At 57.9% G+C, this 26,636-nt stretch carries 23 protein-coding genes; 14 read left to right on the top strand and 9 right to left on the bottom strand.

The annotated features are described in order from the left end of the window. Positions 1 to 6 precede the first annotated feature (6 nt). Genes NHU87_RS02810 through NHU87_RS02795 form a run of 4 tightly spaced genes read left to right on the top strand, consistent with a single transcriptional unit; the run spans position 7 to position 3,873 of the window. Positions 7 to 666: a YjbF family lipoprotein gene (locus NHU87_RS02810; protein ID WP_367399004.1), complete on the top strand. Its 660-nt coding sequence runs from the start codon at positions 7 to 9 to the stop codon at positions 664 to 666. Next, on the top strand, positions 663 to 1,430 hold the full coding sequence (locus tag NHU87_RS02805) for a capsule biosynthesis GfcC family protein (RefSeq protein ID WP_253545404.1): 768 nt from the start codon (positions 663 to 665) through the stop codon (positions 1,428 to 1,430). Before NHU87_RS02810 ends, NHU87_RS02805 begins: the two co-directional genes overlap by 4 nt. Next, positions 1,427 to 3,517 carry a YjbH domain-containing protein gene (locus tag NHU87_RS02800; RefSeq protein WP_253545402.1) on the top strand — a complete coding sequence of 697 codons (2,091 nt, stop codon included), beginning with the start codon at positions 1,427 to 1,429 and terminating at the stop codon, positions 3,515 to 3,517. The genes NHU87_RS02805 and NHU87_RS02800 overlap by 4 nt, the downstream gene beginning before the upstream one ends. Continuing rightward, positions 3,514 to 3,873, top strand: coding sequence for a VanZ family protein (locus NHU87_RS02795; RefSeq protein ID WP_253545400.1), 360 nt, complete (start codon positions 3,514 to 3,516; stop codon positions 3,871 to 3,873). The genes NHU87_RS02800 and NHU87_RS02795 overlap by 4 nt, the downstream gene beginning before the upstream one ends. Before the next feature lie 26 nt (positions 3,874 to 3,899). Here the strand turns inward: NHU87_RS02795 and NHU87_RS02790 are convergent, their stop codons facing one another. From NHU87_RS02790 to NHU87_RS02765, 6 genes are all read right to left on the bottom strand, one after another. Continuing rightward, complete coding sequence (locus NHU87_RS02790; RefSeq protein ID WP_253545398.1) at positions 3,900 to 5,351, bottom strand: hypothetical protein; 1,452 nt, start codon at positions 5,349 to 5,351, stop codon at positions 3,900 to 3,902. A 139-nt stretch (positions 5,352 to 5,490) separates the two neighbouring features. Then, a complete protein-coding gene (locus tag NHU87_RS02785; RefSeq protein ID WP_253545396.1) occupies positions 5,491 to 6,885 on the bottom strand; it encodes an undecaprenyl-phosphate glucose phosphotransferase in 1,395 nt (464 codons plus the stop codon). Positions 6,886 to 7,375: 490 nt separating this feature from the next. Beyond that, complete coding sequence (locus NHU87_RS28460) at positions 7,376 to 8,044, bottom strand: winged helix-turn-helix domain-containing protein (RefSeq protein WP_253545395.1); 669 nt, start codon at positions 8,042 to 8,044, stop codon at positions 7,376 to 7,378. A 38-nt stretch (positions 8,045 to 8,082) separates the two neighbouring features. Next, positions 8,083 to 8,838 (bottom strand): EAL domain-containing protein, encoded by a 756-nt coding sequence (locus tag NHU87_RS02775; protein ID WP_367399006.1) that lies wholly within the window; start codon positions 8,836 to 8,838, stop codon positions 8,083 to 8,085. A 12-nt stretch (positions 8,839 to 8,850) separates the two neighbouring features. Continuing rightward, on the bottom strand, positions 8,851 to 9,582 hold the full coding sequence (locus NHU87_RS02770) for a winged helix-turn-helix domain-containing protein (protein ID WP_253545391.1): 732 nt from the start codon (positions 9,580 to 9,582) through the stop codon (positions 8,851 to 8,853). A gap of 591 nt (positions 9,583 to 10,173) precedes the next feature. Further along, the gene (locus tag NHU87_RS02765; protein WP_253545389.1) at positions 10,174 to 10,587 is read right to left on the bottom strand and encodes a VOC family protein; all 414 of its coding nucleotides are present in this window, start codon (positions 10,585 to 10,587) and stop codon (positions 10,174 to 10,176) included. Between the two features lie 190 nt (positions 10,588 to 10,777). On the opposite strand from NHU87_RS02765, the gene NHU87_RS02760 reads away from it, so the two are divergent. Continuing rightward, positions 10,778 to 12,589: an ABC transporter ATP-binding protein gene (locus NHU87_RS02760; RefSeq protein WP_253545387.1), complete on the top strand. Its 1,812-nt coding sequence runs from the start codon at positions 10,778 to 10,780 to the stop codon at positions 12,587 to 12,589. A gap of 189 nt (positions 12,590 to 12,778) precedes the next feature. Here the strand turns inward: NHU87_RS02760 and NHU87_RS02755 are convergent, their stop codons facing one another. Continuing rightward, the gene (locus tag NHU87_RS02755) at positions 12,779 to 13,501 is read right to left on the bottom strand and encodes a pirin family protein (RefSeq protein WP_253545385.1); all 723 of its coding nucleotides are present in this window, start codon (positions 13,499 to 13,501) and stop codon (positions 12,779 to 12,781) included. A 217-nt stretch (positions 13,502 to 13,718) separates the two neighbouring features. Between NHU87_RS02755 and NHU87_RS02750 the strand changes: the two genes are divergently transcribed. Together NHU87_RS02750 and NHU87_RS02745 are read left to right on the top strand one after the other, a co-directional pair. Further along, complete coding sequence (locus tag NHU87_RS02750; RefSeq protein WP_253545383.1) at positions 13,719 to 14,669, top strand: GlxA family transcriptional regulator; 951 nt, start codon at positions 13,719 to 13,721, stop codon at positions 14,667 to 14,669. A gap of 185 nt (positions 14,670 to 14,854) precedes the next feature. Further along, positions 14,855 to 16,333, top strand: coding sequence for an ATP-binding protein (locus NHU87_RS02745; RefSeq protein WP_253545381.1), 1,479 nt, complete (start codon positions 14,855 to 14,857; stop codon positions 16,331 to 16,333). On the opposite strand, the gene NHU87_RS02740 is transcribed toward NHU87_RS02745, so the two are convergent. Beyond that, the gene (locus NHU87_RS02740; RefSeq protein ID WP_253545379.1) at positions 16,298 to 19,102 is read right to left on the bottom strand and encodes an ATP-binding protein; all 2,805 of its coding nucleotides are present in this window, start codon (positions 19,100 to 19,102) and stop codon (positions 16,298 to 16,300) included. The genes NHU87_RS02745 and NHU87_RS02740 overlap by 36 nt on opposite strands. A 335-nt stretch (positions 19,103 to 19,437) precedes the next feature. On the opposite strand from NHU87_RS02740, the gene NHU87_RS02735 reads away from it, so the two are divergent. Both NHU87_RS02735 and NHU87_RS02730 read left to right on the top strand, forming a co-directional pair. Continuing rightward, positions 19,438 to 20,013 carry a flavodoxin family protein gene (locus NHU87_RS02735; RefSeq protein WP_253545377.1) on the top strand — a complete coding sequence of 192 codons (576 nt, stop codon included), beginning with the start codon at positions 19,438 to 19,440 and terminating at the stop codon, positions 20,011 to 20,013. 34 nt (positions 20,014 to 20,047) lie between these two features. Further along, positions 20,048 to 20,872, top strand: coding sequence for an alpha/beta fold hydrolase (locus NHU87_RS02730; protein WP_253545375.1), 825 nt, complete (start codon positions 20,048 to 20,050; stop codon positions 20,870 to 20,872). A gap of 116 nt (positions 20,873 to 20,988) precedes the next feature. On the opposite strand, the gene NHU87_RS02725 is transcribed toward NHU87_RS02730, so the two are convergent. Next, positions 20,989 to 21,453, bottom strand: coding sequence for a helix-turn-helix domain-containing protein (locus NHU87_RS02725; RefSeq protein ID WP_253545373.1), 465 nt, complete (start codon positions 21,451 to 21,453; stop codon positions 20,989 to 20,991). A gap of 223 nt (positions 21,454 to 21,676) precedes the next feature. Here NHU87_RS02725 and NHU87_RS02720 point away from each other — a divergent pair, with 223 nt between their 5' ends. The 5 genes from NHU87_RS02720 (at position 21,677) to NHU87_RS02695 (ending at position 26,601) form a co-directional block, all read left to right on the top strand. Continuing rightward, entirely contained in the window at positions 21,677 to 22,600 is a 924-nt protein-coding gene (locus NHU87_RS02720) for a LysR family transcriptional regulator (RefSeq protein WP_253545371.1), read from the top strand. A gap of 501 nt (positions 22,601 to 23,101) precedes the next feature. After that, positions 23,102 to 23,482, top strand: a complete 381-nt coding sequence (locus NHU87_RS02710; RefSeq protein WP_253545369.1) for a DUF6124 family protein — start codon at positions 23,102 to 23,104, stop codon at positions 23,480 to 23,482. Positions 23,483 to 23,753: 271 nt separating this feature from the next. After that, positions 23,754 to 24,170 carry a DoxX family protein gene (locus NHU87_RS02705; protein WP_253545367.1) on the top strand — a complete coding sequence of 139 codons (417 nt, stop codon included), beginning with the start codon at positions 23,754 to 23,756 and terminating at the stop codon, positions 24,168 to 24,170. Beyond that, positions 24,163 to 24,753 carry an antibiotic biosynthesis monooxygenase gene (locus tag NHU87_RS02700; protein WP_253545365.1) on the top strand — a complete coding sequence of 197 codons (591 nt, stop codon included), beginning with the start codon at positions 24,163 to 24,165 and terminating at the stop codon, positions 24,751 to 24,753. Before NHU87_RS02705 ends, NHU87_RS02700 begins: the two co-directional genes overlap by 8 nt. Before the next feature lie 9 nt (positions 24,754 to 24,762). Then, entirely contained in the window at positions 24,763 to 26,601 is a 1,839-nt protein-coding gene (locus tag NHU87_RS02695) for an amidohydrolase (protein WP_253545363.1), read from the top strand. The last annotated feature ends 35 nt before the right edge of the window (positions 26,602 to 26,636 follow it).

Raw genomic sequence — 26,636 nt, 5'->3', positions numbered from 1 at the left:
CCCTCCGTGAAAATTTTGCCTACCTGTGCCTGTCTGACGATGGCGCTCTTGCTGTGCGGGTGTAACCCGTTGATGAGGGCCTCCTGGGACACCCTTGAAACCTCGGTCGCAGGGCCAGCTTCCATCAAAGTGACCCGTGCTCAGGTCGACGCTGTGCCGTATCCGCAGATCCTGGTCACCACTACCTCCAGCGAGGGTGTGATGGCCATGGCTCGTCGGCGCGGTGACCTGCAGTTCTGGGTCGCTTCCGGCAAGCAAGTGCTGATGATGCGCGACGGTCTGGTGGTACGCACCGTCGGGCTGGGCGTTTCTCTGGACGGTACTCGTTTCGATGATGAGTCGCCGTTCAAACGCGGCCTTCAACATTTACCCAACGGCTATGCCAGCACACGCTGGATCGACATCTATGACGGCAACCGTATCGGCATTGCGGTCAACAGCCGTTTCAGCACCCACGACATTGAGACCATCCGCATTCTGGACAAGGATTACGCCTTGCTGCGCATCGACGAGCAGGTGGATGCACCCACCCTGAATTTCCGCGCCACCAACCGCTACTGGGTCGACCCCCAGGACGGTTTCATCCTGCGCAGCGAGCAGCACCTGACGCCGCAGCTGTTCCTGAAAATCGTGCAGTTGCGCCCGGATCGGGGGGCTGCCCGGTGAAGTGTTCAAACCTTTTATGGCTTGGTCTGCTGTTGATGGGGCCGGGCGTGGGCCAGGCGGCCGTCACGGTTAGTGGTGATGTGCGCAGCCCCGGCCATTTCGAGGTAAAACCCAGTGCACGCTTGCTGGACGTGATTCGCGACGCCCAACCCAACGCCGAAAGTTATTGGCTGGGCGCTGCGTGGTTGCATCGCTCATTGGAGGATCAGCAAGCGCGTTTGAAGGCAGGCGTCCTGTTCGATCTGAAACTGCTGCAACGGGGGGCCTTGCTGGATGGCAAGAGCACGCGAGCAGCCTTGAGTGCGAGCCTGTATGAGCAGGTCGAGCGGCTGCCCGTCACCGGGCGCCAGATTGCAGTACTCGACCCGATCGCGGTGGAAGTGGGGTTCGCCCGCAACGCTTTGCTCGATGATGGTGACCGTCTTGTTTATCCCGCGCGGCCGTCTACCGTGGAAATCCTCGGAGCCGTCGCGCAGCCGTGTCATGTGCCTTATCGCGCCCTGCAGGAAGTCCGTGCCTATGCCCGGCAATGCACCATCCTCGACGACGCCGAGCGCGATTATCTGTGGCTGATCCAGCCCGACGGCAAGATTCGGCGCGTGGGCGTGGCGGCATGGAATCGTGAGGAGGGCGTAGTGGCTGCTCCTGGCAGCAGGATTCTGGTGCCGATCCGCAACGATGACCTGGAGCTACCGACGCCTGAACTCAATCAACAACTGGCTGAGTTTCTCGCCACTCAACCGCTGGCCGAGGTGGCCCCTTGAAGTTGCGTTTTGCTGTTGTATTGCTCCTGCCCTGTGGATTGGTTCATGGTGAACCACGCTACACCCAGAATGATTTTGGTGGCGTCGGTCTGTTACAAACGCCCACCGCGCGCATGGCTCCCGCAGGGGAGTTGAGTGCCACTGCCAGCCGTACCGACCCCTACACCCGCTATGGTTTTTCCCTGCAGCCGTTCGATTGGCTGGAGGGCTCGTTTCGTTACACGGCGATCACCAACCGCAAGTACGGCACTGAAGAATTGAGCGGTGACCAGAGCTTCAAAGACAAGGCCATCGACGTCAAGGTGCGTCTTTGGGAAGAAAGTCACTGGGCGCCACAGGTCGCCGTCGGTGCCCGGGATATCGGCGGTACCGGGTTGTTTTCCAGCGAGTATTTCGTCGCGAACAAGCGTTATGGCGACCTGGATTTCAGCCTCGGTATTGCGTGGGGCTACCTGGGTAATCGCGGGGATTTCAGTAACCCGCTCGCCGTCTTCGGCAGCAAGTTCAACGACCGGCCAGAAAGCACGGCGGCTATCGCCAGGGCAGGGGACGTGAACACCAACGCGTATTTCAGAGGTCACCCTTCGTTGTTTGGCGGGGTTGCCTACCAAACGCCATGGGCACCGCTAAGCCTGAAGATCGAATACGAAGGCAACGATTACAAGAACGAGCCACTGGACAACTCGATCAAGCAAGACCTGCCGATCAACATCGGCGTGGTTTACAAGCTCGCGGACAGTGTCGATCTGAGCGCTGCCTGGGAGCGTGGCAATACGGCGATGTTCGGCATCACCCTGCACACCAACTTTGTCAGCCGCAAGGCGCCGGTCAAGACATATGACCCTCCCGCGGAGCCGTTGCCGGTGCAGGCGCCGTCGACGCCGGTTGACCAGGTCAACTGGGCCGATGTCTCTAACCGGCTGCAGCAAAATGCCGGCTACAAGGTGAAACGCATCACCCAACGTGGCTCCGAGCTGATGGTGTATGGCGAACAGTCTCGCTATTTCTATCCGTCCAAAGCCGTCGGGCGAGCCAGCCGGATTCTCGATAACAGCGTCAATCAAGACATCGATTGGTTCACTCTGGTGAACCAGCGTTATGACATGTCCATCGAGGAAACCAGCGTGCCGCGCGAAACGTTCCGCGCGGTCGTGAACAATGACCAGCCGCTGAAGGATCTGCACCGTACCACCGAAGTTAATCCGGCGACTGCGCACCGGGAAACCACGCTCTACACCCAGGCGTTGGAACCATTCAGTTACGGCTTGGGCCTGGGCTACAAACAGAACATCGGCGGCCCCGACGGACTGATCTATCAGTTCACCGCCGATGCCGATGCAGAGTACCGTTTCACCCGTAATACCTGGTGGAGCGGCTTGCTCAGCGCCAATCTGCTGAACAACTATGACAAGTTCACCTACGATGCGCCGAGCGGGCTGCCGCGCGTGCGCACTGATCTGCGCCAATACATGACCACCTCCGATGTGATGATGCCAACGTTCCAGTTCAACCACGCGGCGCAGCTGGATCGGGATTTGTACGGCATGGTCTACGGCGGCTATCTGGAATCCATGTTTGCCGGGGTCGGCAGCGAAGTGCTGTATCGACCCACGGGGAAACGCTGGTCGGTGGGCGCAGACCTGAACTTCGTGCGTCAGCGGAACTATGATCAGGGCTTCGGCCTGCGTGATTACCAGACCGTGACGGGCCATGTCACCAGCTATACTGAGCTACCCAATGACATGCTTGCAGCGGTCAGTGTCGGGCGTTATCTGGCGCGGGACTGGGGCACCACCGTCGATTTGTCGCGGGTGTTCAAGAACGGCGTGAAGTTTGGCGCCTGGGTCACCCTGACCAGCGCGTCGAAGGAGGAGTTTGGCGAGGGCAGCTTCGACAAAGGGATCTATGTTTCCATCCCGTTCGATGAGTTGATGAGTACCTCCACCATGCGTCGGGCCAACATCGTCTGGGCGCCACTGACCCGCGATGGCGGTGCACGCCTGAGCCGTGCCTACTCGCTGCAAACCATGACCGACGGGCGCGACAGCGACCTGTTCTACAACAACTTCGAGAAAATTACCGAATGATCACGTGGCTCAAGAGCTTGGTCGAGATGCCGTTCTGGATCCGGGGCCTGGTCTTTGCCACGGTGACCGTGATTCTGCTGTTCGCCGGATTGCGCTCTCAGCCGATCCCGGAGCTGTTCGTCGATGAGGACAAGCTCCATCACTGGATCGGCTTTCTGGTATTTGCGTGCAGCTGCCGCCTGGCCTTTCCCCATGTGAAATTTCGCTGGATCGCCGTGGGGTGTTTGCTCACCGGCGTACTCATCGAGGCCTCGCAAGGTTTGATGCCGCTGCGCACGGCTTCGCCTTACGACATGCTGGCAAATACTGTCGGCGTGTTGATGGGCCTGTTGGTGGCGAGGTACTGGCTACGCTAGAGCGTCAGCAGAATTGGTTTGTTACGTCACACCAGTCCGATGCATTGCCAGGCTACGACGCCGGGTGCATCTGTTCGAATGAAGGTGATGCTGCTACCAGGGACCAATATTTTAAAAGGGCCCTGGCTCCCTAGAGCGAGATTGCCTCCCGTCATGAATCTCACAGGATTGGAGCTGACCAGCAGGGTCAAGGTTTCTCCCGGCATGTGGTAGCCGTTGATCGCTTCTATCGTCACCCCTGGACCGAACTCGACGTTGACCAAGGCATGGGCCTTGACCTCAAGCCGGCGTCCGGCATTAAACGAAACAGTGGAATGAACACCGCGAGTCTCGACGCCGACCTTGGAGGGTGAATCGAGCCTGACGCCGGCATGGTCGCTGCCGACGACCAGGTTCGACATGCTTCCCGCGACGATGGGGGAGCGAATCGATGCCCTGCAGTTCTTGCCGCAATCCAGGCCAGTGACGACATTGGCGAAGCGTGGCGCGATCAACTCCAGCCCGGCGGATGAGTTCTTTTGGACAATCGCGGTATTAACCGTTTCAAACCAGGGTGCAATCATCACGATGTTTTCGCAGCGGTCGATTTCGATGCCGATATCGGCGCGCTGAAAACTGGGGTTGGTGAAGGTGATGTTGTTGGGCCTGATGTCGTAGGAAGGATCGAACCTGCCGATAAAGGAACCCGTGCCCACAGGTCCCAGGCCGTACACGCCATCGAATCGGCATTCGTCGAATTCGATATGTTCGCACTGCCCCATCAACACCAGGCTACGCGCCGTGGCCACGGGTCGTTCAACGAGCACATGAGCGACATGGCCGAACTGCACGGGAGCCTGATAATCCTTATGGCCCCCCACCAGCCGCAAGCCGTCACCGGCAAACCCTTTGATGAACAGGCGGCGCAGCTCGAAATCCCACAAGCCGCCGTCACGACCCGACACTACTCCCTCCAGGCTGATGCCGTCCTGCAACGGGTTTTGCACAGGGTCTCCGGCCAGCGTAAACCCCTCCAGCAAAACCCCCCTGATTTTGCCCGTGGGCATGCGGATGAATTTTCGCTCACTGGAGGGCAAGGCTCTGATCACTGTGCCACTCCAGTTCCTGGTATCCATGCGACCGGCGATATGCCCCTTGCCGATGGCGCGAGTACCGTCGACCAGATCGATGTATTGGGCATTGAGCACCCCGTCAGGCAACTCGATTTCATACCCCGAGGCAAAGGCTCGATTGATCGCGGATGTGTGGTCGAGCAGCGCGGCTCCCGAAGTCACATCGTCTCGTTGTGCTTGGCTCATGAAGTCGAGCAGGCTGTGACGTTCCTTGAGCTTGTCGCCGACAGTGCGCAATTCGGTGCCCGTTCCTGATTGCAGAAATCTCGCCTTGTCCGGACTCGCATCAGGATCGGCGGCATTGGCCAGGCCGGCAGCCCCGCAAGCAGTGGCGGCGAGTAGCTGACGTCGGGTAATCGGGCGCATGGTTCAACCTGGAAAAATGGGATGGGATGAGGCGGTGGGGCGGGTGTTCCGGGCCGTCAGAGGTCTGACTGCCCGGGCTGTAGCCCTGTTTGCAATGAGCTGAAGAATAGACAGGCTATGAGCGCGAACTTCACAGCGGTCAATAAATGTCTTTGGAAAAGAGCGTAAAGGGGGTCTTGATCAGGATCTTGATATCAAGCCACAACGACCAGTTGTTGATGTAGTTGAGGTCGATCTCCACACGCTTTTGCATCTTGTCGAGGGTTTCGGTTTCGCCACGGCAGCCGCTGATCTGGGCCAGCCCGGTGATGCCCGGTTTGATTCGATGGCGAGCCATGTAAGCTTGAATCTTTCCGGTGTAGTAGTCGTTATGGGCGATCGCGTGTGGCCGCGGTCCGACCAGCGCCATATGGCCTTGCAGCACATTGAAGAACTGCGGCAGTTCATCGATGGAGGTGCGTCGAATGAAGCGGCCGACCGGAGTAATGCGCGGGTCTTCACGGCCGGCCTGGCGTACCTGATGGTCGTCGTGCAGGCGCATGGAACGGAACTTCCAGACCTTGATGATCTTTCCGTTCCAGCCGTGCCGCTCCTGTTTGAAGATAATCGGGCCCGGGGAGGAGATCTTCACCGCGACGGCGATTACCAGCAGCAGCGGACTGAAGCCGATCAGCGCCAGGGCGGCGAGACTTCGGTCGAGCAGTGTTTTGCTCAGCGCCGCTGTCGGGTAACTGGTCAGCGGACTTTCATTGAGGTGGATGGCGGGCAGGCCATCCAGTTCGCTGACGGAGTGATTGAGCAACGTCATGCTGCCCAGGTCGGGAACCCAGACCACATCGACATTCGAGTCGAGAAGGTCGATGTACAGCGCTTCGACCTGTTTGGCCTCGCTCAGGGGCAGCGCGATGTATAAGCGCCGCACATCGTGCACCCGGATCAGCTCGCGCAGCTCCTGCAACTGACCCACGATCCTGTGGGCATTGACGTTGGTAGACAACTCATTGGGTTTTGAGCTGATCAGGCCGACCAGTGGCGGATATTCGGTTTTGGCCAGTTTGTCCGCCAGATTCACCGCCAGTTGGTCAGTGCCGATAATCAGCGTGTTGTTTTGGCTGTGCAATTGGCGATGGTAGTGCCTGGAAAAACTGTGCAAAGGCAGGTACAGCAAGGCCTGCACACAGTAACCGGCCACGGCCCAGACCAGAATGATTTCCCGAGAGAACAATTCGCTGGTCTTGCTGATAAAACCAATGCTGGTCAACCCGGCCAGCGTCAGTAGCCATCCCAGCAGGAGGCGTGCCAAGCCAGTGAGGTAGCCATGCTGCTTGTGGTAGACCAACAGCAGGGAGTAGGAGGGGACCGAACCGAGCAGAGTAAGCACGGCAAGCACACGATAATGAGCGTCAATTTCTCCTGTCTGGTACAACGCCAGAGCGAATAACAACGTATTGACCGAAGTGATGGCAATTATCCATTGCCCCCAGAAGGTCAGTCCTTTGCTTATGCTGTTTCGATTAATACGATTATGTACCATCGCAGTATTCCTCGGGCCTGCGCCACGTTGTGTATCAGTCGACGGTTAATAAATGGCAGCCACGCACAAAAGGCTGAGCGAACGTGGTTCAGTCAGAAGTTATTGTTATTATTGGAGGGAAATAACGTGGGCTTGGCTGGCCATCCTGGCATTGTTTTAAAGTCAACTGATACGGTTGTCTCAGTGTCCAGTTTTTATACTAGTACCTAAATCTTTGTGTGTGTCTGACGAATTATAACGGCCACTCTTTCAGAGGCCCTGTTATAAAAGGTCGTGCTGTTTTGTTAGGAGGATATCGCTCAATCGTCTATATAATTGCAGCATTCGATAAACGTTTGTCGGTCGGCGAGGGGATGAAACGAAGCCGGAGCCATGGGAGGTGTATGGCGCCTGTCAGGATGTGCAAATGCCAGGAGGCAAGTTGCGGGTATGGGTATATCAAGTGGGGCGGGGAATCGCGTTTGTTGTTATTATTTTTGCGATCTCTCGCTCAGTAAGCGACTCTTATCCTTTGTGCCAAACAATAACCGCGGTTTCTGACCGAGCGAACCAGCCGTTGACCATTAGCGGCAGTTTTGAATTTTTTCTGCAACCGGCTCAAGCACATTTCAAGTCCGCTGTATTGGTCCGGGTCTTTATCGATGCGTAGAATAAGGTCGTTTTTGCTGAGTACACGTCGATCGCTGAGGACCAATTGGGTGAGCATTAACGACTCGGTACCGGTCAATGGAATAGTGATGTCTTCTTTGACCAACGTTCGATCGTCAGCGTTAAACCACCAGATATCAGGAGTGCCCTGGGACTCTTTAACCCGACTGACTGCCGAAATGAACTCTTCGTCAGCCACCGGCTTCTTGAGAAAGCCATCAACACCGAAGTGCGAGAAATGATGGAGTTCTGAAGATTCAGAGTTGGGCGTTATGAGGATGATTTCCGCATCTTTTTGATTTTTACGGATGAAACTGACATCGCTTAGCGATATGTCCGCCTGGTCGAGCAGGATGTGCGTGAATCGACTCTTTCGGATGCGTTCGCTGCTGAGTTTACCTGACTCTATTTCAAAAGATAAATACAGGCGTTGCGCGAGAAGCGATTCGATTGCTTGTCGTGCCAGTTGGTCCCGGGTGAAAATCAGAAAGCTGTTGTTCGGCGTATTCACAATAAGGTTCCTTCCTAGTCTGGTGAAGTTTTTTAAACTTAAATGAGTTCGGTCGGCGAGTAGTACCTCCCCTGAAAAAAGTCGAATGGCATGCTGCGAGCCAGTGTGTGTAGCGCTTTGTGCTCCACCCTGTCCGCCACGAATTTGATCTTGCTGTCATGAATCATGCCGCTCAGGCAGTCATAAGACCGGTTGAAAAAGTCCTGGCTGTTTTCGACCATGATGTCGAAGTTGGATTTTGTCAGGTCCACTTTTATGTAATCGAACAGCGTCGGGCTGATCAATTTTTCGGTGCTGTCGTCGCTTAAATCATAGCCATCGAAAGCAATCTCGATCCCATTGTCTTTCAATAAGTGAATGTGATTGATAATGGTTCTTTTTTCTTTGAGGTTGAACGACAGGAACGAACTGCTGTTAATGCTGGGGATCAGCTGTTGCTCATGCTTTTTGAGTACCGTTTGAGCATCATTCATTTCCTTGATCAGCGCTTTGTCCAATAAAGCAGATTGGTTCATGGTCATGAACAGTTTGTTGGGTGTCTGTGTGGACGGGGACGGTGAGGTCTCAATTTGTGAGAGGGCATTCAATTGGATCCGTGTCAGGACTTCGTAATAGGTCGCCAGTGGATGATCGGAATGCAGCTGTTGATACCCCTTGTTCAGAGGTGTCTCCTGTTTGGTCGCCTTGGCATAGATTTCACTGCCGAACAGTTCATCGTTTCGTTTAAGAATCGACTGTCTGAAAAACACCAATGCGAAGTTTTCTTGCACGATAGGCTGCCTGCCGGGCTCCATCATTTAGTCCCTTTAAGAGTGGAAGTTTACCTGGTTGACAGATATGACCCCTCGAAGCAGTCGATAGCCATAACCACGGACACTGTGAATAATGTTGATGCCAAAGTGCTTTTTGATTTTATTGCGAAGCCGACTTATGGACTTCTCCAGGACGCGTGAGTCATAAAGTTTTATATTCAATCCCATCGAGCCGGCCATGCAATCATGGTGCAAAATATTGCCTTCGGCGTTAATGAGCGCATCCAGGGCTTTCATTTCCTGGTAGGCTAAATCCAGTTTATAGTCGTCGTTGTATAAGTGCAGGCATGTTTGGTCCAGGGTTAACTTGACGCTGGATTGCCATTCAGGGGTTTCGAGCAACTCTGATAGGACCCTGGCTTTTTCATCCTCATCGTTAGGTACATTGATGCAATGATCGGCTCCAGCCCGGTAACATTCAATTTTGGTCTGCGGAGAGCGATAGTTGATGGCTACGATAATGGCCAGTTTTGTCTGGGTTGTGCGTAACTGTTTAATTAGCGCCAGGCAGTCATTGAGAATGGAGGGGGTTTCAATATCGATCAATACAGTGTCGAGTGTTTTAGTGTCGATATTAGGGCTGAGCGGATCGGGATGATCTAATGTATAAACATGCCTGAGATTAGATGCAAATAGCTGCCGAAGTTTGTCTGTCGAACGCCAAGTGCGTCCAATAGCAAGAATATCCTTCTGGCTATTTTCGATTTTGCTCTCAGTAGTCATCATGTAAATTACTCATATGTGCTGGCGTTGCAATCTTAATACACAAAATACTGCCGTTATCTGACTTTTTATAACATTTCCCGCCCCTGTACACGCGTCACTCCATCTTCAGTAGTTTTAGCTGATTCAATGACATAGGCAAATGCCGAGGTGTTTTTGTGATATCGGGCTTAGTTGGTGCGCCCCTTTCGGTCGGACTAGGCTCTTTAGGTTGACTTTTCTATGAGCAATACAGCTGCGATGGCTAATTGCCCATCTGGCTGCAGAGCGAAGCACAACTGGGAAGTCTTGCATATGAACTGTGCGGAGGTCCGCATTTTTGAAAATTGGAGTTGATTTATAAGGATATTTCACGGTGTTCTATGGCGATGCAGGTGCACGTTGGGGAGGCAATCAGTACAACGATTGCCTCTTTTGAGGGCGAACGAGACGAAGGACTATCTTAATTGAGGCATTTTGCATTGTATTCGTAAAATTTTATGTCAAGAGCTGAATTTGTGAGCGTGTAGTTATTCTGTTTGGTTATTGAATAAAAAACACTAAAGTTGATATTAAAGCGCCATTAATTTTATGGACTAACCGGGGGGTGGACGGTTACTGATCCTTTTCGCAATTAACCATCCATGCCACGCCAAACCGATCGACCAGCATTCCGAAACGAGCCGCCCAGAACGTCGCCTCCAGTGGCATTTGAATACTGCCGCCTTCCGACAACGCAGCAAATACCCGCTCGGCCTCCGCCACACTGTCGACATTCAACGAAACCGAACAACCGCTCATGCCCATGGTGGGGCGATCAGGTGTGGTATCCGATCCCATGATTGCCTGATCCCCAACCAGCAGGCGCGTATGAATGATCAGGTTATGGCAGCTCTCGGGGACATGGTCGCGAGCTGGGGTTTCGCCGAAGGTCATCATGACTTCTATCTGGCCTGGCAGGCTTTTGGCGTAGAACGTAAAAGCGGCCTCGCAGTCGCCGTTAAAGATCAGGTAGGGATTGATTTTCATGTTTTGCTCCTGTTAATGAAGAAGGGCACATCGATGGACATCACGCTCCGGCAAAGGGTGGTATTTTTTTAGATGTTTTTCCTATAGTCGAGGCGAGGTTTATCGCCTCTGTCCAAATAGAGTACACCGCTCCACGTACCGTAGAACCTGCCGCGCTCCTTTGACATCCGCCACCTGAGTCCATCCCCCTATGCTCGTCCTGACCCGTTTCGCCTCTTTGCTCGACCAGGCGAGACGTGCCTTGTTGCTGGTGTGGGGAACATCCCGTGGGCTGTTTCTGGGGTTGGTGCTGGCGACGCTGATTGCCGGTGTGCTGCCGGCGCTGGCGGCCTGGTTGGGGCAGCGGATTGTCGACGCCGTTGTCACCGCCATGCAGTTGCACGCCCGGCAGGGTAGTGCGCCGTTATGGCCGGTTGTGCGGTATGTGCTGTTGGAGGCAGGCGTGCTTGCGTTGCTGTCCGGGACACAGCGTGCATTGTCGGTTCAGCAATCGCTGTTGCGGGTGCAGTTGGGGCAGAAGGTCAACACGATGATTCTGGAGAAGGCCCAGACGTTATCGTTGGTGCAGTTCGAGAATTCCGAGTTCTACGACAAGCTGGTACGGGTGCGGCGCGAGGCATCGACCCGGCCGCTGGCGCTGGTGATGAAGTCGCTGGGGCTGATCCAGAACCTGATCGTGTTGATCAGCTTCGGTGTGTTGCTGGTGCACTTTTCGCCGTGGGCGCTGGTGCTGCTTGTGGTTGGGGCGTTACCGGTGTTCTTTGCCGAAGCGCATTTTTCCGGGGATGCCTTTCGCCTGTTCACGCGCCGGGCGCCGGAGAGTCGGCAGCAGAATTACATCGAGACGCTGCTCTCCCATGAGGGCTACATCAAAGAGGTGAAGCTGTTCGGCTTCGCGCCGCTGCTGTTACAGCGTTATCGGAACACATTTGAGCGTCTGTATGCCGAAGACCGGCGCCTGACATTGCGTCGCGATGGCTGGGGTTTTGTACTGGGACTGCTGGGCACCGCTGCGTTTTATCTGGCCTATGCCTGGGTCGTGGTCGATACCGTTCACGGCAATATAACCCTCGGGCAAATGACCATGTACCTGGTGCTGTTCAAGCAGGGACAGGCGGCCGTGAGCAGCAGTTTGAGCGCGATCAGTGGTCTTTACGAGGATGGTCTTTACCTGTCGAGCCTCTACGAGTACTTGGCCGAGCCGGTTATTGCCGATAGCGCGAGCCTTACCGTGGGCGCGGTGCCTGGCGATGGTTTGCGTTTCGAAAATGTCGGGTTCCGTTATCCAGGGGCGAGCCGCGACGCTTTGCAGGGCATCGATCTGCACCTGCTGCCCGGGCACAGCGTTGCGCTGGTGGGGGAAAACGGTTCGGGCAAAACCACGCTGATCAAGCTGCTGACGCGGCTGTATCGCCCTGACCAGGGTCGTATTTTGCTGGACGGCAGCGATTTGCAGTCCTGGGAAGAAGAGGCGCTGAGACGGCGCATCGGTGTGATTTTTCAGGACTACATTCGCTACCAATTCTCGGTGGGCGAGAATATCGGCGTGGGCGATACCCTGGCGTTCAACGATGAAGCGCGCTGGCAGCAAGCGGCCGCCGAGGGCATGGCCGCGCCCTTTATCGAGCGTCTGGATCGCGGTTACGCCACGCAATTGGGGCGGTGGTTTGCCGGTGGGCAGGAGCTGTCCGGTGGGCAATGGCAAAAGATTGCCTTGTCTCGCGCCTACATGCGCCGCGACGCCGATATTTTGATTCTGGATGAGCCCACCTCCGCCCTGGACCCGGCGGCGGAAGCGGCGGTGTTCGAGCATTTCAGTCAACACACCGAAGGCCGCATGACGTTGCTGATTTCTCACCGGTTCTCCAGCGTACGCAATGCCGACCACATCATCGTGCTGGATCAGGGTTCGATCCTTGAGCGCGGCGATCACGACAGCCTGGTCGCGGCGGGCGGGCGTTATGCACAGTTGTTCAGCGTGCAGGCTCGTGGTTATCGGTAGCCCTGGGTCTGCGTTCTGGCGTTGAAAGATTCAAAAGATCGCAGCCTTCGGCAGCTCCTACAGGGGGGATTGCGTACATGTAGGAGCTGCCGAAGGCTGCGATCTTTTGATCTTCATGGGCAACTCACCAGAATCATCCAGTCTGTGGGAGCAGGCTCGCTCCCACAGGGGCTTTAGGCTCTCCAGGCTTCACGGCATCTCCGGCAACTCCTGAGGCCGCAAATCAAACACCAGCACCTCGGCATCCACGCCGTTGCTCAAGGTCAGCACCTGTTCTTCGCGAACCCGCACACCATCGCCTTCCTGCAACTGCATGCCATTGAGTTCAACACTGCCGCGCGCCACATGCACATAGGCGTAACGATCGGCGGCCAGTTCCAGCGTGGCGCTTTCCTTGCCGTCGATCAGGCCGGCATACACCCGCGCATCCTGCCGGACTTTCAGCGAACCGTTGGCGCCGTCAGGGGAGATGATCAACTGCAAGCGACCGCGTTTTTTCTGCGTGCTGAAGTGCTCTTGCTGGTAACGCGGTTTGGCGCCGCTGACCTCCGGCACGATCCAGATTTGCAGGAAGTGCACGGGTTTGTTCGCCGAATGGTTGAACTCGCTGTGAGCCACGCCGCTGCCGGCGCTCATCAATTGCACGTCACCGGGGCGGATCACCGAGCCGGTGCCCAAGGTGTCCTTATGTTCCAGAGCCCCTTCAAGCACATAGGAAAAAATTTCCATGTCGCGGTGCGGGTGCTGGCCAAAACCTTTGTCGGCCGCCATGCGGTCGTCGTTGATCACCAGCAGGTCGGAAAAACCCTGCTCCCGCGGGTTGCGGTAGTTGGCGAAGGAGAAGGTATGGAACGACTTCAACCAACCGTGATTGGCCGCGCCGCGATCCGAAGCTTTACGAAGGGTCAGCATGATGAAATCTCCTGTCAGGACGTGAATTCGTCCGAGTGAGGAGAAGGTTAATGTTTACCGTTTGGTGCAATAAGTAGATGAAAATTGAAATACTGTCTCGTTCAAGTTGACAGTTTTTGATGCGAGTTCACGTATCCTTGTTGTTACATTTGGCCATAATGCTCAGTGCTGCTGACGCTATGTTCCTTCTTCCTCTGATACCAGTGACGTCCAATCCATGAAAACCGTGGCAATGGTGCTGTTCCCCGACTTTCTTCTGCTCGACATGGCCGGTCCCATGGAAGTGTTTTCCATCGCCAATCGTTATCTGGCACCGGGCGACCGTTACGAACTGTCGACCATTGGTACCGAGCTGGGTGCGCTGCGGGCTTCCAACGGCGTCAACGTCCAGGCCGATTTGCATCTCGATCAGGCGAACGAGCGCTATGACTTGTTGCTGGTGCCGGGCGGGCCGGGGGCCTACAACGAAAAACATCCACCGTTGCTAGGCTGGCTTCAAGGCGCCGTCAACCGCGCGAACCGTTATGGGTCGATCTGCACCGGCGCGTTCGTGCTCGGGCATGCCGGGCTGCTGGACGGTTATCGCGTGACCACTCACTGGCATTACACCGAACGCCTGATCAAAGGCTTCCCCAAGGCCACCGTCGAGACCGATCAGATTTACGTGCAGGACCGCAATCTCATCACCTCCGGCGGTGTCACCGCTGGCATCGACCTGGCGCTCGCGGTGGTTGCCGAAGATCATGGCAAGAAGGTCGCCCAGGATGTCGCCAAGGTGTTGCTGGTGGTGATGAAGCGCCAGGGCGGGCAGGCGCAGTTCAGTCCGTTGATGGCGGCGGTGGCACCCCATGAAACGCCGATCACCCGGGTGCAGAACCATGTGCTCGAACACCTCGACGAAGCGTTCAGCATCGATCGCATGGCCAGTCTGGTGAACATGAGTGCGCGGCATTTCGCCCGGGTTTTCGCCCGGGAAGTGAACATGACGCCCATGGAGTTTCTGCAAAGCGCGCGCATCGACTGCGCGAGGAATCTGCTGGAAACCAGCGACCTGCCGCTCAAGACCGTGGCCTATAAAAGTGGATTTGGCAGCGTGCGGCATATGCGTTTTCTGTTCAGTGAAAAGCTCGGCCTGACCCCCACTCAATACCGTGAACAGTTCAGTTAGGAGGCGTTGTCCGTCACGCGCACCGTGATGGCCGTGATGCTCCTCCCGTGGTCGTTGTGCCGTCACCCATGCCTGCCAAGATATCCGTGAACTCTTTACCATGGAGGTGCGGGAACCTGGATGGACCGGTGCGATGGATGTTGCAATACCTTGAGCCGGGCCAGGTTTTCAGCGCATGAACGTGCATGAACAGCCTCAGAGATATAAACAGCGATGCGGTGCTGCGGTTCGGGCCCTACGCGTTTCACCTGCGTCAGCGACTGATCCTTCAGGGTGATCGCCCGCTGCGCATGGGCGGGCGAGCCCTGGATATTTTGCAGGTGCTGCTCGAGCGCGCCGGTTCAGTGGTGAGCAAGGATGCCCTGATTGCCCATATCTGGCCGACCTCGGTGGTCGAGGAAATCAACCTGCGCGTGCACATCGCCGCCCTGCGCCGGGCACTTGGCGATGGCCAGAACGGGCAGCGCTACATCGTTAATATTCCCCAGCGCGGCTACAGCTTCATCGCCCCGGTGCAGTGCGACCGGGCAGATACGCCAGTGCCCATCGCGATGGAGCACAAGCCTCAACACAATCTGCCTGCGCGGCTCACTCCGGTGACTGGTCGCGACTCGATCATCGGCAGTGTGGTCCGGCAGTTGCCGGTTCGACGTCTCATGACCCTGATCGGTCCCGCCGGCATTGGCAAAACCACCGTGGCGTTGCGCGTGGCCGAATTGCTGTTGCAGCACTATCAGGACGGTGTCTGGAGGGTTGATCTGGCGGCCATCGATGAGCCGGCGCAACTCGTCGAGCATCTGTCGCGCACGCTGGAACTGGACGTGGGCGAGGCGCCGCTGATGCAACGACATGCCTTGGTGGTGCTCGATAATTGCGATCACCTGCTCGAATGCTGTCGGGCAGTGGTCGACAATTTGCTGGCCTGGGCGCCACGGCTGTCGATCCTGGCCACTAGCCGCGAACCCCTGCGAGCGGCGGGGGAGACGCTGCTGCGTTTACCGGGCCTGGCGGTGCCGCCGGCCTCAGCGATATATAACGTGGCCGAGGCCATGGGTTATTCGGCGGTGCAGCTGTTGGTCAGCCGCGTCCGAGCCCGTCAGCAAGGGTTTACCCTGCGCCAACAGGATCTCAAGGCGGTGCGTGAAATCTGTCGACGCCTGGATGGCTTGCCCCTGGCCATTGAACTGGCGGCGGCGCAGATCGATGCGTTGGCGCTGGTGGGGTTGCAAGCGCAACTCGGTAACTGTTTTCAGCTGCTGACCCAGGGTCGACGCACCGCCGTGCCACGGCATCAGAGTCTGAAAGCCGCACTGGACTGGAGCTATGAACAGCTGAGCCCGTTGGAGCAAACCGTGTTGCAGCGGCTGGCGGTGTTCAAAATGGCGTTCACGCAGGCGTCGGCGATTGGCGTGATCAGTTGCGCGGTGCTGCGGCCCACCTGCCTGGTCGACATCGTAGAGCGGCTGGCGAGCAAATCACTGCTGTCGGTGGAGCAGGGCTGCGGCCAGACCCGTTACCGTTTCCTCAACACCACCCGCCTCTACGCCTTGGAGAAACTCGAACACAGCGGTCACTTGCGTGCCTTTGAACGGCGTTATGCCCGCTATATCAGCCGGGCGCGCTGGACATCAGCCGGGCAGGTGTCGCTGCAGCTCGTCGAGTAGCCGACGGACTTTCATCAGGTCTGGTGTAGCAAAGCCTTCGGTGAACCGCTGATAAATCGGCGCCAGCAGCTCATGGGCTTGCTGAACATGACCCTGGCGCTGCCACAGCTGGGCCAATGAGGTGGCGCTGCGCAGTTCCCAGGCCAGCGCTCCCTGGGTTTTTGCCACGGCTAAGGCTTTGAGCAGCACCGCCTCAGCCGCGCTGACCCCGGTCGGGCCATCCCTGGTCAGTAATGCGTTGGCCCGGGCTCGTAGAATTTCCGCGGTGCTCCAGCCTGCCGCGCCGTTTTCGGCCCGTTCCAGCAACGCATCATCGACAAAACGGCTGTCCAGCGTGACCATGATTTCCTTGATCAACCCGGTGTTTGCTTGCGGTGATGAGGGCGCATCGGCAGCATCGATCACCTGCGCATAATGTTTGGCCCAGGTGTAGAACAGCAGCACCGAGTGTTTCTTCGCCTGTTCAAGCAGCAGGTTCAGGAGCTCGCGGGCGACCGGGGTATCGCCGTTGTAGTGAGCGATCAGGCAACCGGCCAGCGCCAATGTGTAGCAGATGGACGTGCCATGATTGATCTGCATCGCGATATCAAGCGCTTGTCGTGCGGTGCGCCAGGCTTTTTCCGGGTGCCCTTGTAACCAGAGAATGCGCGCCAGGATTGTCAGGGCCGCGACGCTCTGATCGTAATGCACGCCAAAGCAGTAACTGAAGCGGTTGAGGTGACCGTTATGGGCCAGGCATTGAATGACCTGTTCGACATTCTCCCGCGCCAATGCCTGATCTCCGGCAAAGTGCAGGGCCAGAACCCGCAAGCGTTGGGTGCTGAGGGCCAACACCGCGTCACCGTGCAACACCAACCGCTCGAATTGTCGGCTCTGCTCCAGAGCCTGTTGGTAGTGGCCACAACTGAGATCAACCGCCAAGTGCCCGGAAATCGCTTTGAGCTGACCGGCCACATCGTTGCAGCGTTCAGCCAGGTGTTTGGCGCTGACAAACGCTTCGACAGCTTCGGCGCTACTGCCCAGGGTGTGGTAGCAGGAGCTGCCGAGGGCAAGCTTGAGGGTTATGGTCACCCGCGGGCAGGGCTGATGCGTCGCTTCGAGCAAGGCCAACGCTTTGCGCACATACACGCCGTGCTCCTTGAGCAGCGACAGTTCCTGCCAGAGCGGCGTCGAGGTCGCGGCAAGGCGGATCGCCAAGGCCTGCGGTCCTTGAGCGTTCAAGCCCCAATCGAGTGCAGAACGAATATCTCCCAGGCTGCGGGCGTAACGCTCGGTCCAGCGCTCGCTCGAGATCTGCTCCCAGTCGTTCCCGGCTTGCTGCATCAAGGCCAGGCAACGTTCGGCGTGGCGCTCGCGGGTGTCCGGCAGCTCCTGGGCCTGGTCGAGCTTTTCCAGTGCATAGCCACGCGTGGTGTCGAGCAGACGATAGAACACTTCTTCGTCGCCGACTTCCACATTCAGCAATGACTTTGCGACCAATTGGGTGATCGAGGAAAACACCATCCCGGGCTCGATGTGCTGGCCGACAATCACGGCGGCGGCAGATTCCAGCGTGAAACCGCCCCGGAACAGGCTCAATCGGCGCAGACAGGTTTGCTCGCAGGCGCTGAGCAGTTCAAAGCTCCAGTCCAGTGTCGCGCGCAGGGTTTGATGGCGGCCCAAATTCGTTTGGCAGCCCTGGGTGAACAGGCGAAAGCTGCCTTGCAGTTGCAACAGCAACCCACTCAAACCCAGGCTGCCTACTTGCGCTGCCGCCAGTTCGATGGCCAGCGGTATGCCGTCCAGACGCCGACAGATTTCAATCGCCAGCGGCAGGTCTGCTTCGCTCAGTTCGAAGCTGTCGTGGCTGGCCATCGCCCGCTCGACAAATAACTGCAGCGCCGAAAACGTCAGGGCCTGGGCGCGGTCGAGCACGGCGATGGGTGGCGGGCAGTCCAGCGATTCCAGGCGTTGCACAAACTCGCCTTCGGCCCGCAAACTCTCGCGGCTGGTGGCCAGAATGTGCACCTGGGGCGCCGCGCGCAGAATGCTTTCACTGAGCAATGCAATGGCATCGATCAAGTGTTCGCAGTTATCGATGACCAGCAGCATCTGCCGTTCGCGCAGGAACGTGGCAAGACCGCTCATGGGTTCGGCGTCGTGCAGGGACAAATCCAGCAGCGTTGCCAGGTGCGTAGTGATCATCGAAGGATCGTTGATCGGTGCCAGGTCCAGCAGGCGAATGCCGTCTCGGTAGCGGCCGATCAATTGCTCGGCGACGCGCAGCGCCACGGTCGTTTTACCGATTCCGCCGGGGCCCACGAGGGTGATGAACCGCTGCTGCGCCAGTTGCTTCACCAGGCTATCGACCAGCGCCTGACGACCGATCATGCGGGTCCGACGAATGGGCAGGTTATGCCGGCTCGGCCCATTTTCGTCGATTTTCGGGCTTTGCTCGACTTGCGTCACAGAGAACGGCGCGACAAAACTGTAGCCGCGCTGGGCAACGGTGATGATGTAGCGCTGGCCGGCCTGACCGTCGCCGAGGGCTTTGCGCAGCGCCGCCATGTGCACCCGCAGATTGATGTCTTCCACCACGCTTTTGGGCCAGACCCCGGCGATCAGTTGCTGCTTGCTCACCACCTGCCCGGCGTGTTCCAGCAGGATCAATAGAATGTCCATGGCGCGCCGACCCAGGCGCAAGGGCTGGTCGGCCTCCATCACCAGGCGTTGTCCGGGGTAAATCCGGTAAGGGCCGAAATGGATGGCCTGTTCGGGAGAAAGGGTCAACGGGTCACTCCTGCTTGCATCCGTCTATCACGCGGTATCCGGGCATATTCCTCAGGTTTTTTCGGCAGCGCAACGCAGCGTCGAGCACCTGGTGGCAGTGCGTATCGGTCGTTGTATTCAGGCCGGTGCCGGCCGGTCCCGTATTTATTGGGGCGCGATGCCGCTGACGATGCTGCGGAATCCATTGGCGCACCCTTAAAAATTAACAACGTTTAACTCGTCGTGTATCCGGTCTACGCTCAAAAATCCATCCCTTCAAGTTCAACCGAAGGCACTGACCTTCTTGCAACAAAAAGCGTGCCGAAAAAAGGATGAACACTTCTGGAGGAGCCGGAATGAGCAACGTGGTGGTGGTCTATCACAGTGGCTACGGGCATACCCGGGTCATGGCCGAAGCTGTGGGCCAAGGGGTGGAGCGGCACTTGGGCAGCACCTGTCGGCTGATTCCGGTCGAGGAAGTGGACGAACATTGGGAGCGCTTGCACCGTGCCGATGCAATCATCTTCGGCGCCCCGACTTACATGGGCAGTGCCTCGGCGGCCTTCAAAAGTTTCATGGAAGCCACCGCATCGTTTTACCTGGCCCAACCCTGGCGCGACAAACTCGCCGCCGGGTTCACCAATTCCGGCTGCTTGTGCGGCGACAAGCTCAACACCTTGTTGCAGATGACCGTGTTCGCCGCCCAGCACTCGATGATCTGGGTCGGCCTCGACCTGCTGCCGGCCCGCAGCAGCATTGGCCTGTTCGATGGGCAGTTGAATCGTCTCGGCAGTTCACTGGGGGCCATGGCCCAATCGAACGTCGAACAGTCCCCCGACCTTGCACCGCCGCCCGAAGACCGTCGTACTGCCGCGCATTTGGGCGAGCGGGTGGCACGCCTGGCTGAACGAATGGTCCGCCCCTCTTATTAACTGCCACAAAAACCATGCACGAGGAGACATCATCATGAGCACCTTTACCACCCGAGACGGCACCGAGATTTACTACAAGGACTGGGGCACCGGTCAGCCGATCGTCTTCAGCCACGGTTGGCCATTGAACGCCGACAGCTGGGAGTCGCAGATGATCTTCCTGGCTTCCAAAGGCTACCGGGTCATTGCTCATGATCGCCGTGGTCACGGTCGTTCGAGCCAGCCATGGCTCGGCAATGAGATGGATATTTACGCCGATGACCTGGCGCAGCTGATCGAGCATCTGGATCTGCAAAACGCCGTGCTGTTCGGCTTCTCCACCGGCGGTGGCGAAGTGGCGCGCTACATCGGTCGCCACGGCACCGGTCGGGTGGCCAAGGCCGGGCTGATTTCCTCGGTGCCACCGTTGATGCTCAAGACCGAGGCCAATCCCGGCGGCTTGCCACTGGAAGTGTTCGACGGTATTCGTCAGGCGTCCCTGGCTGACCGTTCGCAACTGTACAAGGATCTGGCCAGCGGTCCGTTCTTTGGCTTCAATCGCCCGGGTGCCAAGCCGTCCCAAGGCATGATCGACTGGTTCTGGCTGCAGGGCATGATGTCCGGCCACAAGAACGCGTATGACTGCATCAAAGCGTTCTCCGAAACCGACTTTACCGAAGACCTGAAAAAGTTCGACGTGCCGACCCTGGTGGTGCATGGCGACGACGACCAGATCGTGCCGATCGAAGCCGCGGGTATCGCTGCGGCGAAACTGGTCAAGGGCTCGACATTGAAAGTCTACCCGGGAGCACCTCACGGCCTGACCGACACCCACAAGGATCAGCTTAACGAAGATCTGCTGACGTTCATCAAGGGCTGATCAAGATCGAAAGATCGCAGCCTCCGGCAGCTCCTACAGGGTTATGTGTATGCCGTTGGTGCTGCGATCTTTGCTGTTCGTATTTAAGATCAAAAGATCGCGGGCTTCGCCAGCGCCTACACGGTTATGTGAGCCCCTGTAGGCGCTGCCGAAGGCTGCGATCTTTTGATGGTGAGAGAGGGAAGAGAACGCACGGCCCGACACCGCCAGACAAACGGTGAAACGCCTTCGCTGCGAGTGAAGAGATGGGAAAAATGTGCCTGATCGCAGAAGCCGCATTCCAGGCTGATTTGCGTCAGGGTCAGGTCCGTGTTCTGGATCAACTGCTTGGCCCGGGCAATGCGTTGCCGGCGAATCCAGTCTTGCGGCGAAAGGCCGGTGCTGCATTTGAACGCACGGGAAAAATGACTGCGCGACAGGGCGCACGCCCGTGCCAGTTCAGTCACTTCCAGGGTTTCGCCGAGGTGGTCGAGGATCAACTGCTTGGCCAGATTTTCACGCCAGGGGCTGAGCCCGCCAGTGGGTTTTTTTCGCGTTTCAGTGGGTGACGCGCTAGTCGCGTTTTGCTGAAAATGAGCCATGGCCAATGTCCGTGTCGAAGGGCGCGCGCGGGTGCACTGCACGGTGAGTCAGCACGTTCCCTCTAAGAAAAGGTCTGCGCAGCAGGCTTCATTCTTGGTCGCGGGAGCGTTGGCTTGCGAGTTAAACGTTGTTAATTCCTCGATCGGCGCGGGCAGTCTCGAGTACAGTCAGCCACACTCGTCAACCCTGGTGCCTGGCCGAAAACACAATGGGATTGTGCTTATGAATCGTAATGATCTGCGCCGCGTCGACATGAACCTGCTGGTGATTTTCGAAGCCTTGATGTTCGAAAAGAACCTGACCCGGGTCGCCGAAAAACTCTTCATGGGCCAACCGGCGGTGAGCGCCGCGCTGGGACGGTTGCGAGATCTGTTCGACGATCCGTTGTTGCTGCGCAACGGTCGCGGGATGGAGCCGACCGCACGGGCGTTGGCAATTCTCAAGGAACTGCAACCGGCGATGGACACCATCTCGGGGGCGGTCAGTCGCGCCAAGGAATTCGACCCGACGACCAGCTGCGACGTGTTTCGCATCGGGCTGTCGGATGATGCCGAGTTCGGTCTCTTTCCTCCATTGCTCCGGCAACTGCAAGAAGAAGCACCGGGAATCGTGGTCGTGGTGCGTCGCGCCAATTATCTGCTGATGCCGGCGTTACTGGCCTCCGGGGAGATTTCGGTGGGCGTCAGCTACACCACCGACCTGCCGGCCAACGCCAAACGCAAGAAGCTGCGCGACATTCCGTGCAAAGTACTGCGCGGCGACAACCGGCTAGAACCGCTGACCCTGGATGATTACTGTGCGCGGCCCCATGCGATGGTGTCGTTTTCCGGTGACCTGAGCGGCAACATTGATCTGGACTTGGCCAAGGTCGGACGCACGCGACGCGTTGTACTTGGGGTGCCGCAATTCAGTGGGTTACGCGCGTTGCTCGCTGGCACAGAGATGATCGCTACTGTCCCCGATTACGCAGCCTGCGCGTTGGTTGAGGGATGTGCCTTGCGCGCCGAAGATCCGCCGTTCCCTATCGACGCTGCTCAACTGTCGATGGCCTGGAGCGGGGTGCATGACAACGATCCGGCGGAGCGCTGGTTAAGGTCGCGGATCAGTCAGTTCATGTCGGTGGCGTTGGATATTCCGGTGGTTTAAGGCTGTAAATAGAGGTCTTCAACCCCCCAAAACCCTGTGGGAGCGGGCTTGCCCGCGATGGCGTCGGGTCAGTCGACATCACTATTGAATGACACACCCTATTCGCGAGCAAGCCCGCTCCCACAGGGGAATGTGTGTTGATTCGAGGGCTGTGTTTAATGATGTTTAGCGTTACTTCCTGAAAGCTACAGATCCTTGCGCCGTTGCCTACGACTGCGCCAGAATCCGCCGGCTTGTGCGCTTTGGGGGCGGGCTCTATCGTTTGTCGGTCGCTGACGAATCAGCGATCGGGTTTAGCGACCCGGATCATTCCAGGTGCATCAGCGTTCCAAGCTTTGTTGCAGGTTTTCATACACCAGCAATAACGTTATGGCGGCTGTATGTGGGAGACCCTCGGGTCTACCGGGTGCCTGTGACCGGTTCGCTAACCTGCGTGCAGCCGCCACCCTTACTTGTTTAGCGACAGGTCATGGTGGCTCCGTTTCCTACAGGAGTTTCACTATGTTCAAACCAACACCGAACCCGCCGCAAACCGATCCAACATCCCCCTACGATCACCTCGATCCCAAAAAACTCAACGAAGCCGCCGAGCGTGCTCTCGATCACTACCTCAAACCGTCCGACCCCGACTGCACCAATCAGCCCCCGCGCAAACCGAGCACGATTTACACCGTCGCCCCGGGCATCGACATCGAAGAGCTACTGGCCAATGCCTGCGAATCCTTTGCCTCGGCCAAGGTGATCGCCAGTGACTGTGCCGGGTTTCTGGAGGGGCCGCAGCGCAATACGATACTGGGCGTCGCGCAGCTCATCATGCTGGGTGAACTGGCTGTGAGTCGGGCGCTGGATAGTCTGGAATTGAAGGCAGCCCCGGCCGTCTGACCGGATTCAATACGAAACGGCCTTCGGGCCGTTTTTTGTGCCTGAGCAGTAGTGAGCACGCACAAAACCCTGTGGGAGCGGGCTTGCCCGCGATGGCGTCGGGTCAGTCGACATCACTGTTAATGACACACCCTATTCGCGGGCAAGCCCGCTCCCACAGGGTTTTGGTCGTTCGGGCGTTCAACGCACTCGCAAAGAGAGCACGTACATTCAATTTTTCCCCACCCCGTCGCTGCACTATTCAGGGCAATGATTGATCAAGGGTAGGGCCATGAACGCTTCGCGATGGAATGAACAGGCTCAAGATTTCGGGCTGCTGTTTCTGCGGGTCAGCGGCGGGCTGTTTCTGTTGTGGGTGCATGGCTTGCCCAAACTGCTCGATTACAGCGCCGAACTGCAACGCATCGAAGACCCGTTTCATCTCGGCGCAAACCTGACCCTGATTCTGGCGATTTCCGCCGAGGTGCTGTGCCCCTTGCTGATCATCGCCGGGGTGCTGGTGCGATTGGCCTGTTTGCCTATTCTCTTCGTGCTGCTGGTGGCGTTGCTGGTCGTGCATCCGCAATGGAGTGTGGCCGAAGGGCAGTTCGGCTGGTTGCTGTTGATCCTCTTCACCAGCATCTTCATCGCCGGGCCCGGTCGGCTGGCGCTCAGTGTCCGTTTCGCCGGAGCTTTCCGTTATGCCTGATTCCAATCGTTTTGAAGAAGTCGTGACCCTGATCGTCAAGCACCGGGTCAAGGCCGGTTTTGAAGCAGCCTATGAAACCTGGCTGCGCAACATCGTCAGTGTGGCGGGGCAGCGAGAAGGCCATTTGGGGGTGGACGTGGTGCGCGGCAAAAACGCCGGCCTCGACACTTACACCTGCGTGCTGCGTTTTTGCTCGACCGAGGCGATGCAGCGCTGGCTCGACTCACCGCAACGTCAGGCGCTGGTCGACGAAGCTGCTCCGATGCTAGCCGACGGCGACCAGACCGAGGTCAACCCGGTCAATGAATTCTGGTTCTCACCGCTGGCTGAGGCCGGTTCGCCACCGCCGCGCTGGAAGCAATCGGTGGTGACGCTGCTGGTGATTTTGCCGCACACCTTGCTGGTGCCGCTGCTCTGGGGACCATTGCTGCAGCTCAATGCCTTTTTGTCCAATTACGTGGTCGCCACGTTTCTGATCACGCTGACCATCGTGCTGTCGGTGGTGTACATCTTTATGCCGCTGGCCACGCGCCTGTTCACGCCGTGGCTGGAAGCCGGCCAGTCCCATCCCACACAGCCTTAAGGAAACGCGATGAACGCCGATCTGATTCTGTTCAATGGCCAGTTCCATACCGTTGACCGTGAAAAGCCCCTCGCCAGCGCCGTGGCGATCAGCGACGGCCGCTTCGTCGCGGTCGGCACCGATAGCGAAGCCATGGCCCTGCGCGGTTCGGGCACACAGGTCATCGACCTCAAGGGCCGTTGCGTCATCCCCGGCCTCAACGACTCGCACTTGCACCTGATCCGTGGTGGCCTGAACTACAACCTCGAACTGCGCTGGGAAGGCGTGCCGTCCCTGGCCGATGCCTTGCGCATGCTCAAGGATCAGGCCGATCGCACGCCGACGCCGCAGTGGGTGCGGGTGGTGGGTGGCTGGAACGAATTCCAGTTTGCCGAGAAGCGCATGCCGACCCTGGAAGAACTCAACCAGGCCGCCCCCGATACACCGGTGTTCGTGCTGCATTTGTACGACCGCGCCTTGCTCAACCGCGCTGCGTTGCGCGTCGCCGGTTACACCCGCAACACGCCGAACCCGCCGGGCGGCGAGATTGTGCGCGATGCCAACGGTGAGCCGACCGGCATGCTGGTGGCGCGGCCGAACGCGATGATTCTGTACTCGACCCTGGCCAAGGGGCCGAAGTTACCGCTGGAATATCAGGTCAACTCGACCCGACAGTTCATGCGCGAACTCAATCGCCTCGGCCTGACCAGCGCCATCGACGCCGGCGGTGGTTTCCAGAATTACCCGGACGACTACGCGGTGATCGAGCAGTTGGCCAAGGACCAGCAACTGACCATTCGCATTGCCTACAACCTGTTCACCCAAAAACCCAAGGAAGAGCTGACTGATTTCAAGAACTGGACCGGCAGCGTCAAGCTGCATCAGGGCGACGACTTTTTGCGGCATAACGGCGCGGGGGAAATGCTGGTGTTCTCGGCGGCGGATTTCGAGGACTTCCTCGAGCCGCGTCCGGACTTGCCGCAAACCATGGAAGACGAACTGGAACCGGTGGTCCGCCACCTCGTCGAGCAGCGCTGGCCGTTCCGTTTGCATGCGACCTACAACGAATCCATCAGCCGCATGCTCGATGTGTTCGAGAAGGTCAACCGCGACATTCCCTTCAATGGTTTGCCATGGTTCTTCGACCACGCCGAAACCATCACCCCACAGAATATCGAGCGGGTGAGGGCGCTGGGTGGCGGCATCGCGATCCAGGACCGCATGGCGTTCCAGGGGGAATATTTCGCCGAGCGTTATGGCGCCAAGGCCGCCGAAAACACGCCACCGATCAAGCGCATGCTGGCCGAGGGGGTTCCGGTCGGCGCGGGCACCGATGCGACTCGAGTGTCCAGCTACAACCCATGGACCTCGTTGTACTGGATGGTCAGCGGTCGCACCGTCGGTGGCCTGGCGCTGCACAGCGAAGGCCTGCCCCGGCAAACCGCGCTGGAATTGTTCACCCATGGCAGTGCCTGGTTTTCGTCGGAACAGGGCAAGAAAGGCCAGATCAAGGTCGGTCAACTGGCTGACGTGGCGGCATTGAGCGCGGACTTTTTCAGTGTCGAGGAAGAAGCCATCAAGTGGATCGAATCGGTGCTGACCGTGGTCGGCGGCAAAGTGGTGTACGCCGCCGGCGACTTCGAAAAACTTGGGCCGCCCAGTGTACCGGTGCTGCCGGACTGGTCGCCGGTGGTCAAGGTGCCCGGTCACTGGCGCCCGACTTCGCCGATGCAGGCGCAGGTTCACCAGTGCAGCGGACCGTGCGCGGTGCATTCCCACAGCCATGAACGGGCGCGTTTGTCGAATGCGCCGGTCAGCGATTTCCAGGGGTTCTGGGGCGCGTTTGGCTGCTCGTGTTTTGCCTTCTAGTGATTACAAAAAAGCGCCGACCTGGTGTGTCGGCG

Origin of the sequence: Pseudomonas mandelii, from assembly GCF_024138395.1 — a bacterium.
GTDB lineage: Bacteria > Pseudomonadota > Gammaproteobacteria > Pseudomonadales > Pseudomonadaceae > Aquipseudomonas > Aquipseudomonas mandelii_E.
The sequence above is the reverse complement of the archived record's forward strand: the minus strand, read 5'-3'. Positions and strand labels throughout refer to the sequence as shown.

What these genes read in the sequence shown, in the direction of transcription:
- NHU87_RS02760 (WP_253545387.1), top strand. Translation starts at nt 10,778, where the DNA reads ATGCTCGTCCTGACCCGTTTCGCCTCTTTGCTCGACCAGGCGAGACGT.
- NHU87_RS02735 (WP_253545377.1), top strand. Translation starts at nt 19,438, where the DNA reads ATGAGCAACGTGGTGGTGGTCTATCACAGTGGCTACGGGCATACCCGG.
- NHU87_RS02785 (WP_253545396.1), bottom strand. Translation starts at nt 6,885, where the DNA reads ATGGTACATAATCGTATTAATCGAAACAGCATAAGCAAAGGACTGACC.
- NHU87_RS02795 (WP_253545400.1), top strand. Translation starts at nt 3,514, where the DNA reads ATGATCACGTGGCTCAAGAGCTTGGTCGAGATGCCGTTCTGGATCCGG.
- NHU87_RS02770 (WP_253545391.1), bottom strand. Translation starts at nt 9,582, where the DNA reads ATGATGACTACTGAGAGCAAAATCGAAAATAGCCAGAAGGATATTCTT.
- NHU87_RS02745 (WP_253545381.1), top strand. Translation starts at nt 14,855, where the DNA reads ATGAACAGCCTCAGAGATATAAACAGCGATGCGGTGCTGCGGTTCGGG.
- NHU87_RS02765 (WP_253545389.1), bottom strand. Translation starts at nt 10,587, where the DNA reads ATGAAAATCAATCCCTACCTGATCTTTAACGGCGACTGCGAGGCCGCT.
- NHU87_RS02705 (WP_253545367.1), top strand. Translation starts at nt 23,754, where the DNA reads ATGAACGCTTCGCGATGGAATGAACAGGCTCAAGATTTCGGGCTGCTG.
- NHU87_RS02790 (WP_253545398.1), bottom strand. Translation starts at nt 5,351, where the DNA reads ATGCGCCCGATTACCCGACGTCAGCTACTCGCCGCCACTGCTTGCGGG.
- NHU87_RS02750 (WP_253545383.1), top strand. Translation starts at nt 13,719, where the DNA reads ATGAAAACCGTGGCAATGGTGCTGTTCCCCGACTTTCTTCTGCTCGAC.
- NHU87_RS02725 (WP_253545373.1), bottom strand. Translation starts at nt 21,453, where the DNA reads ATGGCTCATTTTCAGCAAAACGCGACTAGCGCGTCACCCACTGAAACG.
- NHU87_RS02720 (WP_253545371.1), top strand. Translation starts at nt 21,677, where the DNA reads ATGAATCGTAATGATCTGCGCCGCGTCGACATGAACCTGCTGGTGATT.
- NHU87_RS02775 (WP_367399006.1), bottom strand. Translation starts at nt 8,838, where the DNA reads ATGGAGCCCGGCAGGCAGCCTATCGTGCAAGAAAACTTCGCATTGGTG.
- NHU87_RS02700 (WP_253545365.1), top strand. Translation starts at nt 24,163, where the DNA reads ATGCCTGATTCCAATCGTTTTGAAGAAGTCGTGACCCTGATCGTCAAG.
- NHU87_RS02710 (WP_253545369.1), top strand. Translation starts at nt 23,102, where the DNA reads ATGTTCAAACCAACACCGAACCCGCCGCAAACCGATCCAACATCCCCC.
- NHU87_RS02730 (WP_253545375.1), top strand. Translation starts at nt 20,048, where the DNA reads ATGAGCACCTTTACCACCCGAGACGGCACCGAGATTTACTACAAGGAC.
- NHU87_RS02755 (WP_253545385.1), bottom strand. Translation starts at nt 13,501, where the DNA reads ATGCTGACCCTTCGTAAAGCTTCGGATCGCGGCGCGGCCAATCACGGT.
- NHU87_RS02695 (WP_253545363.1), top strand. Translation starts at nt 24,763, where the DNA reads ATGAACGCCGATCTGATTCTGTTCAATGGCCAGTTCCATACCGTTGAC.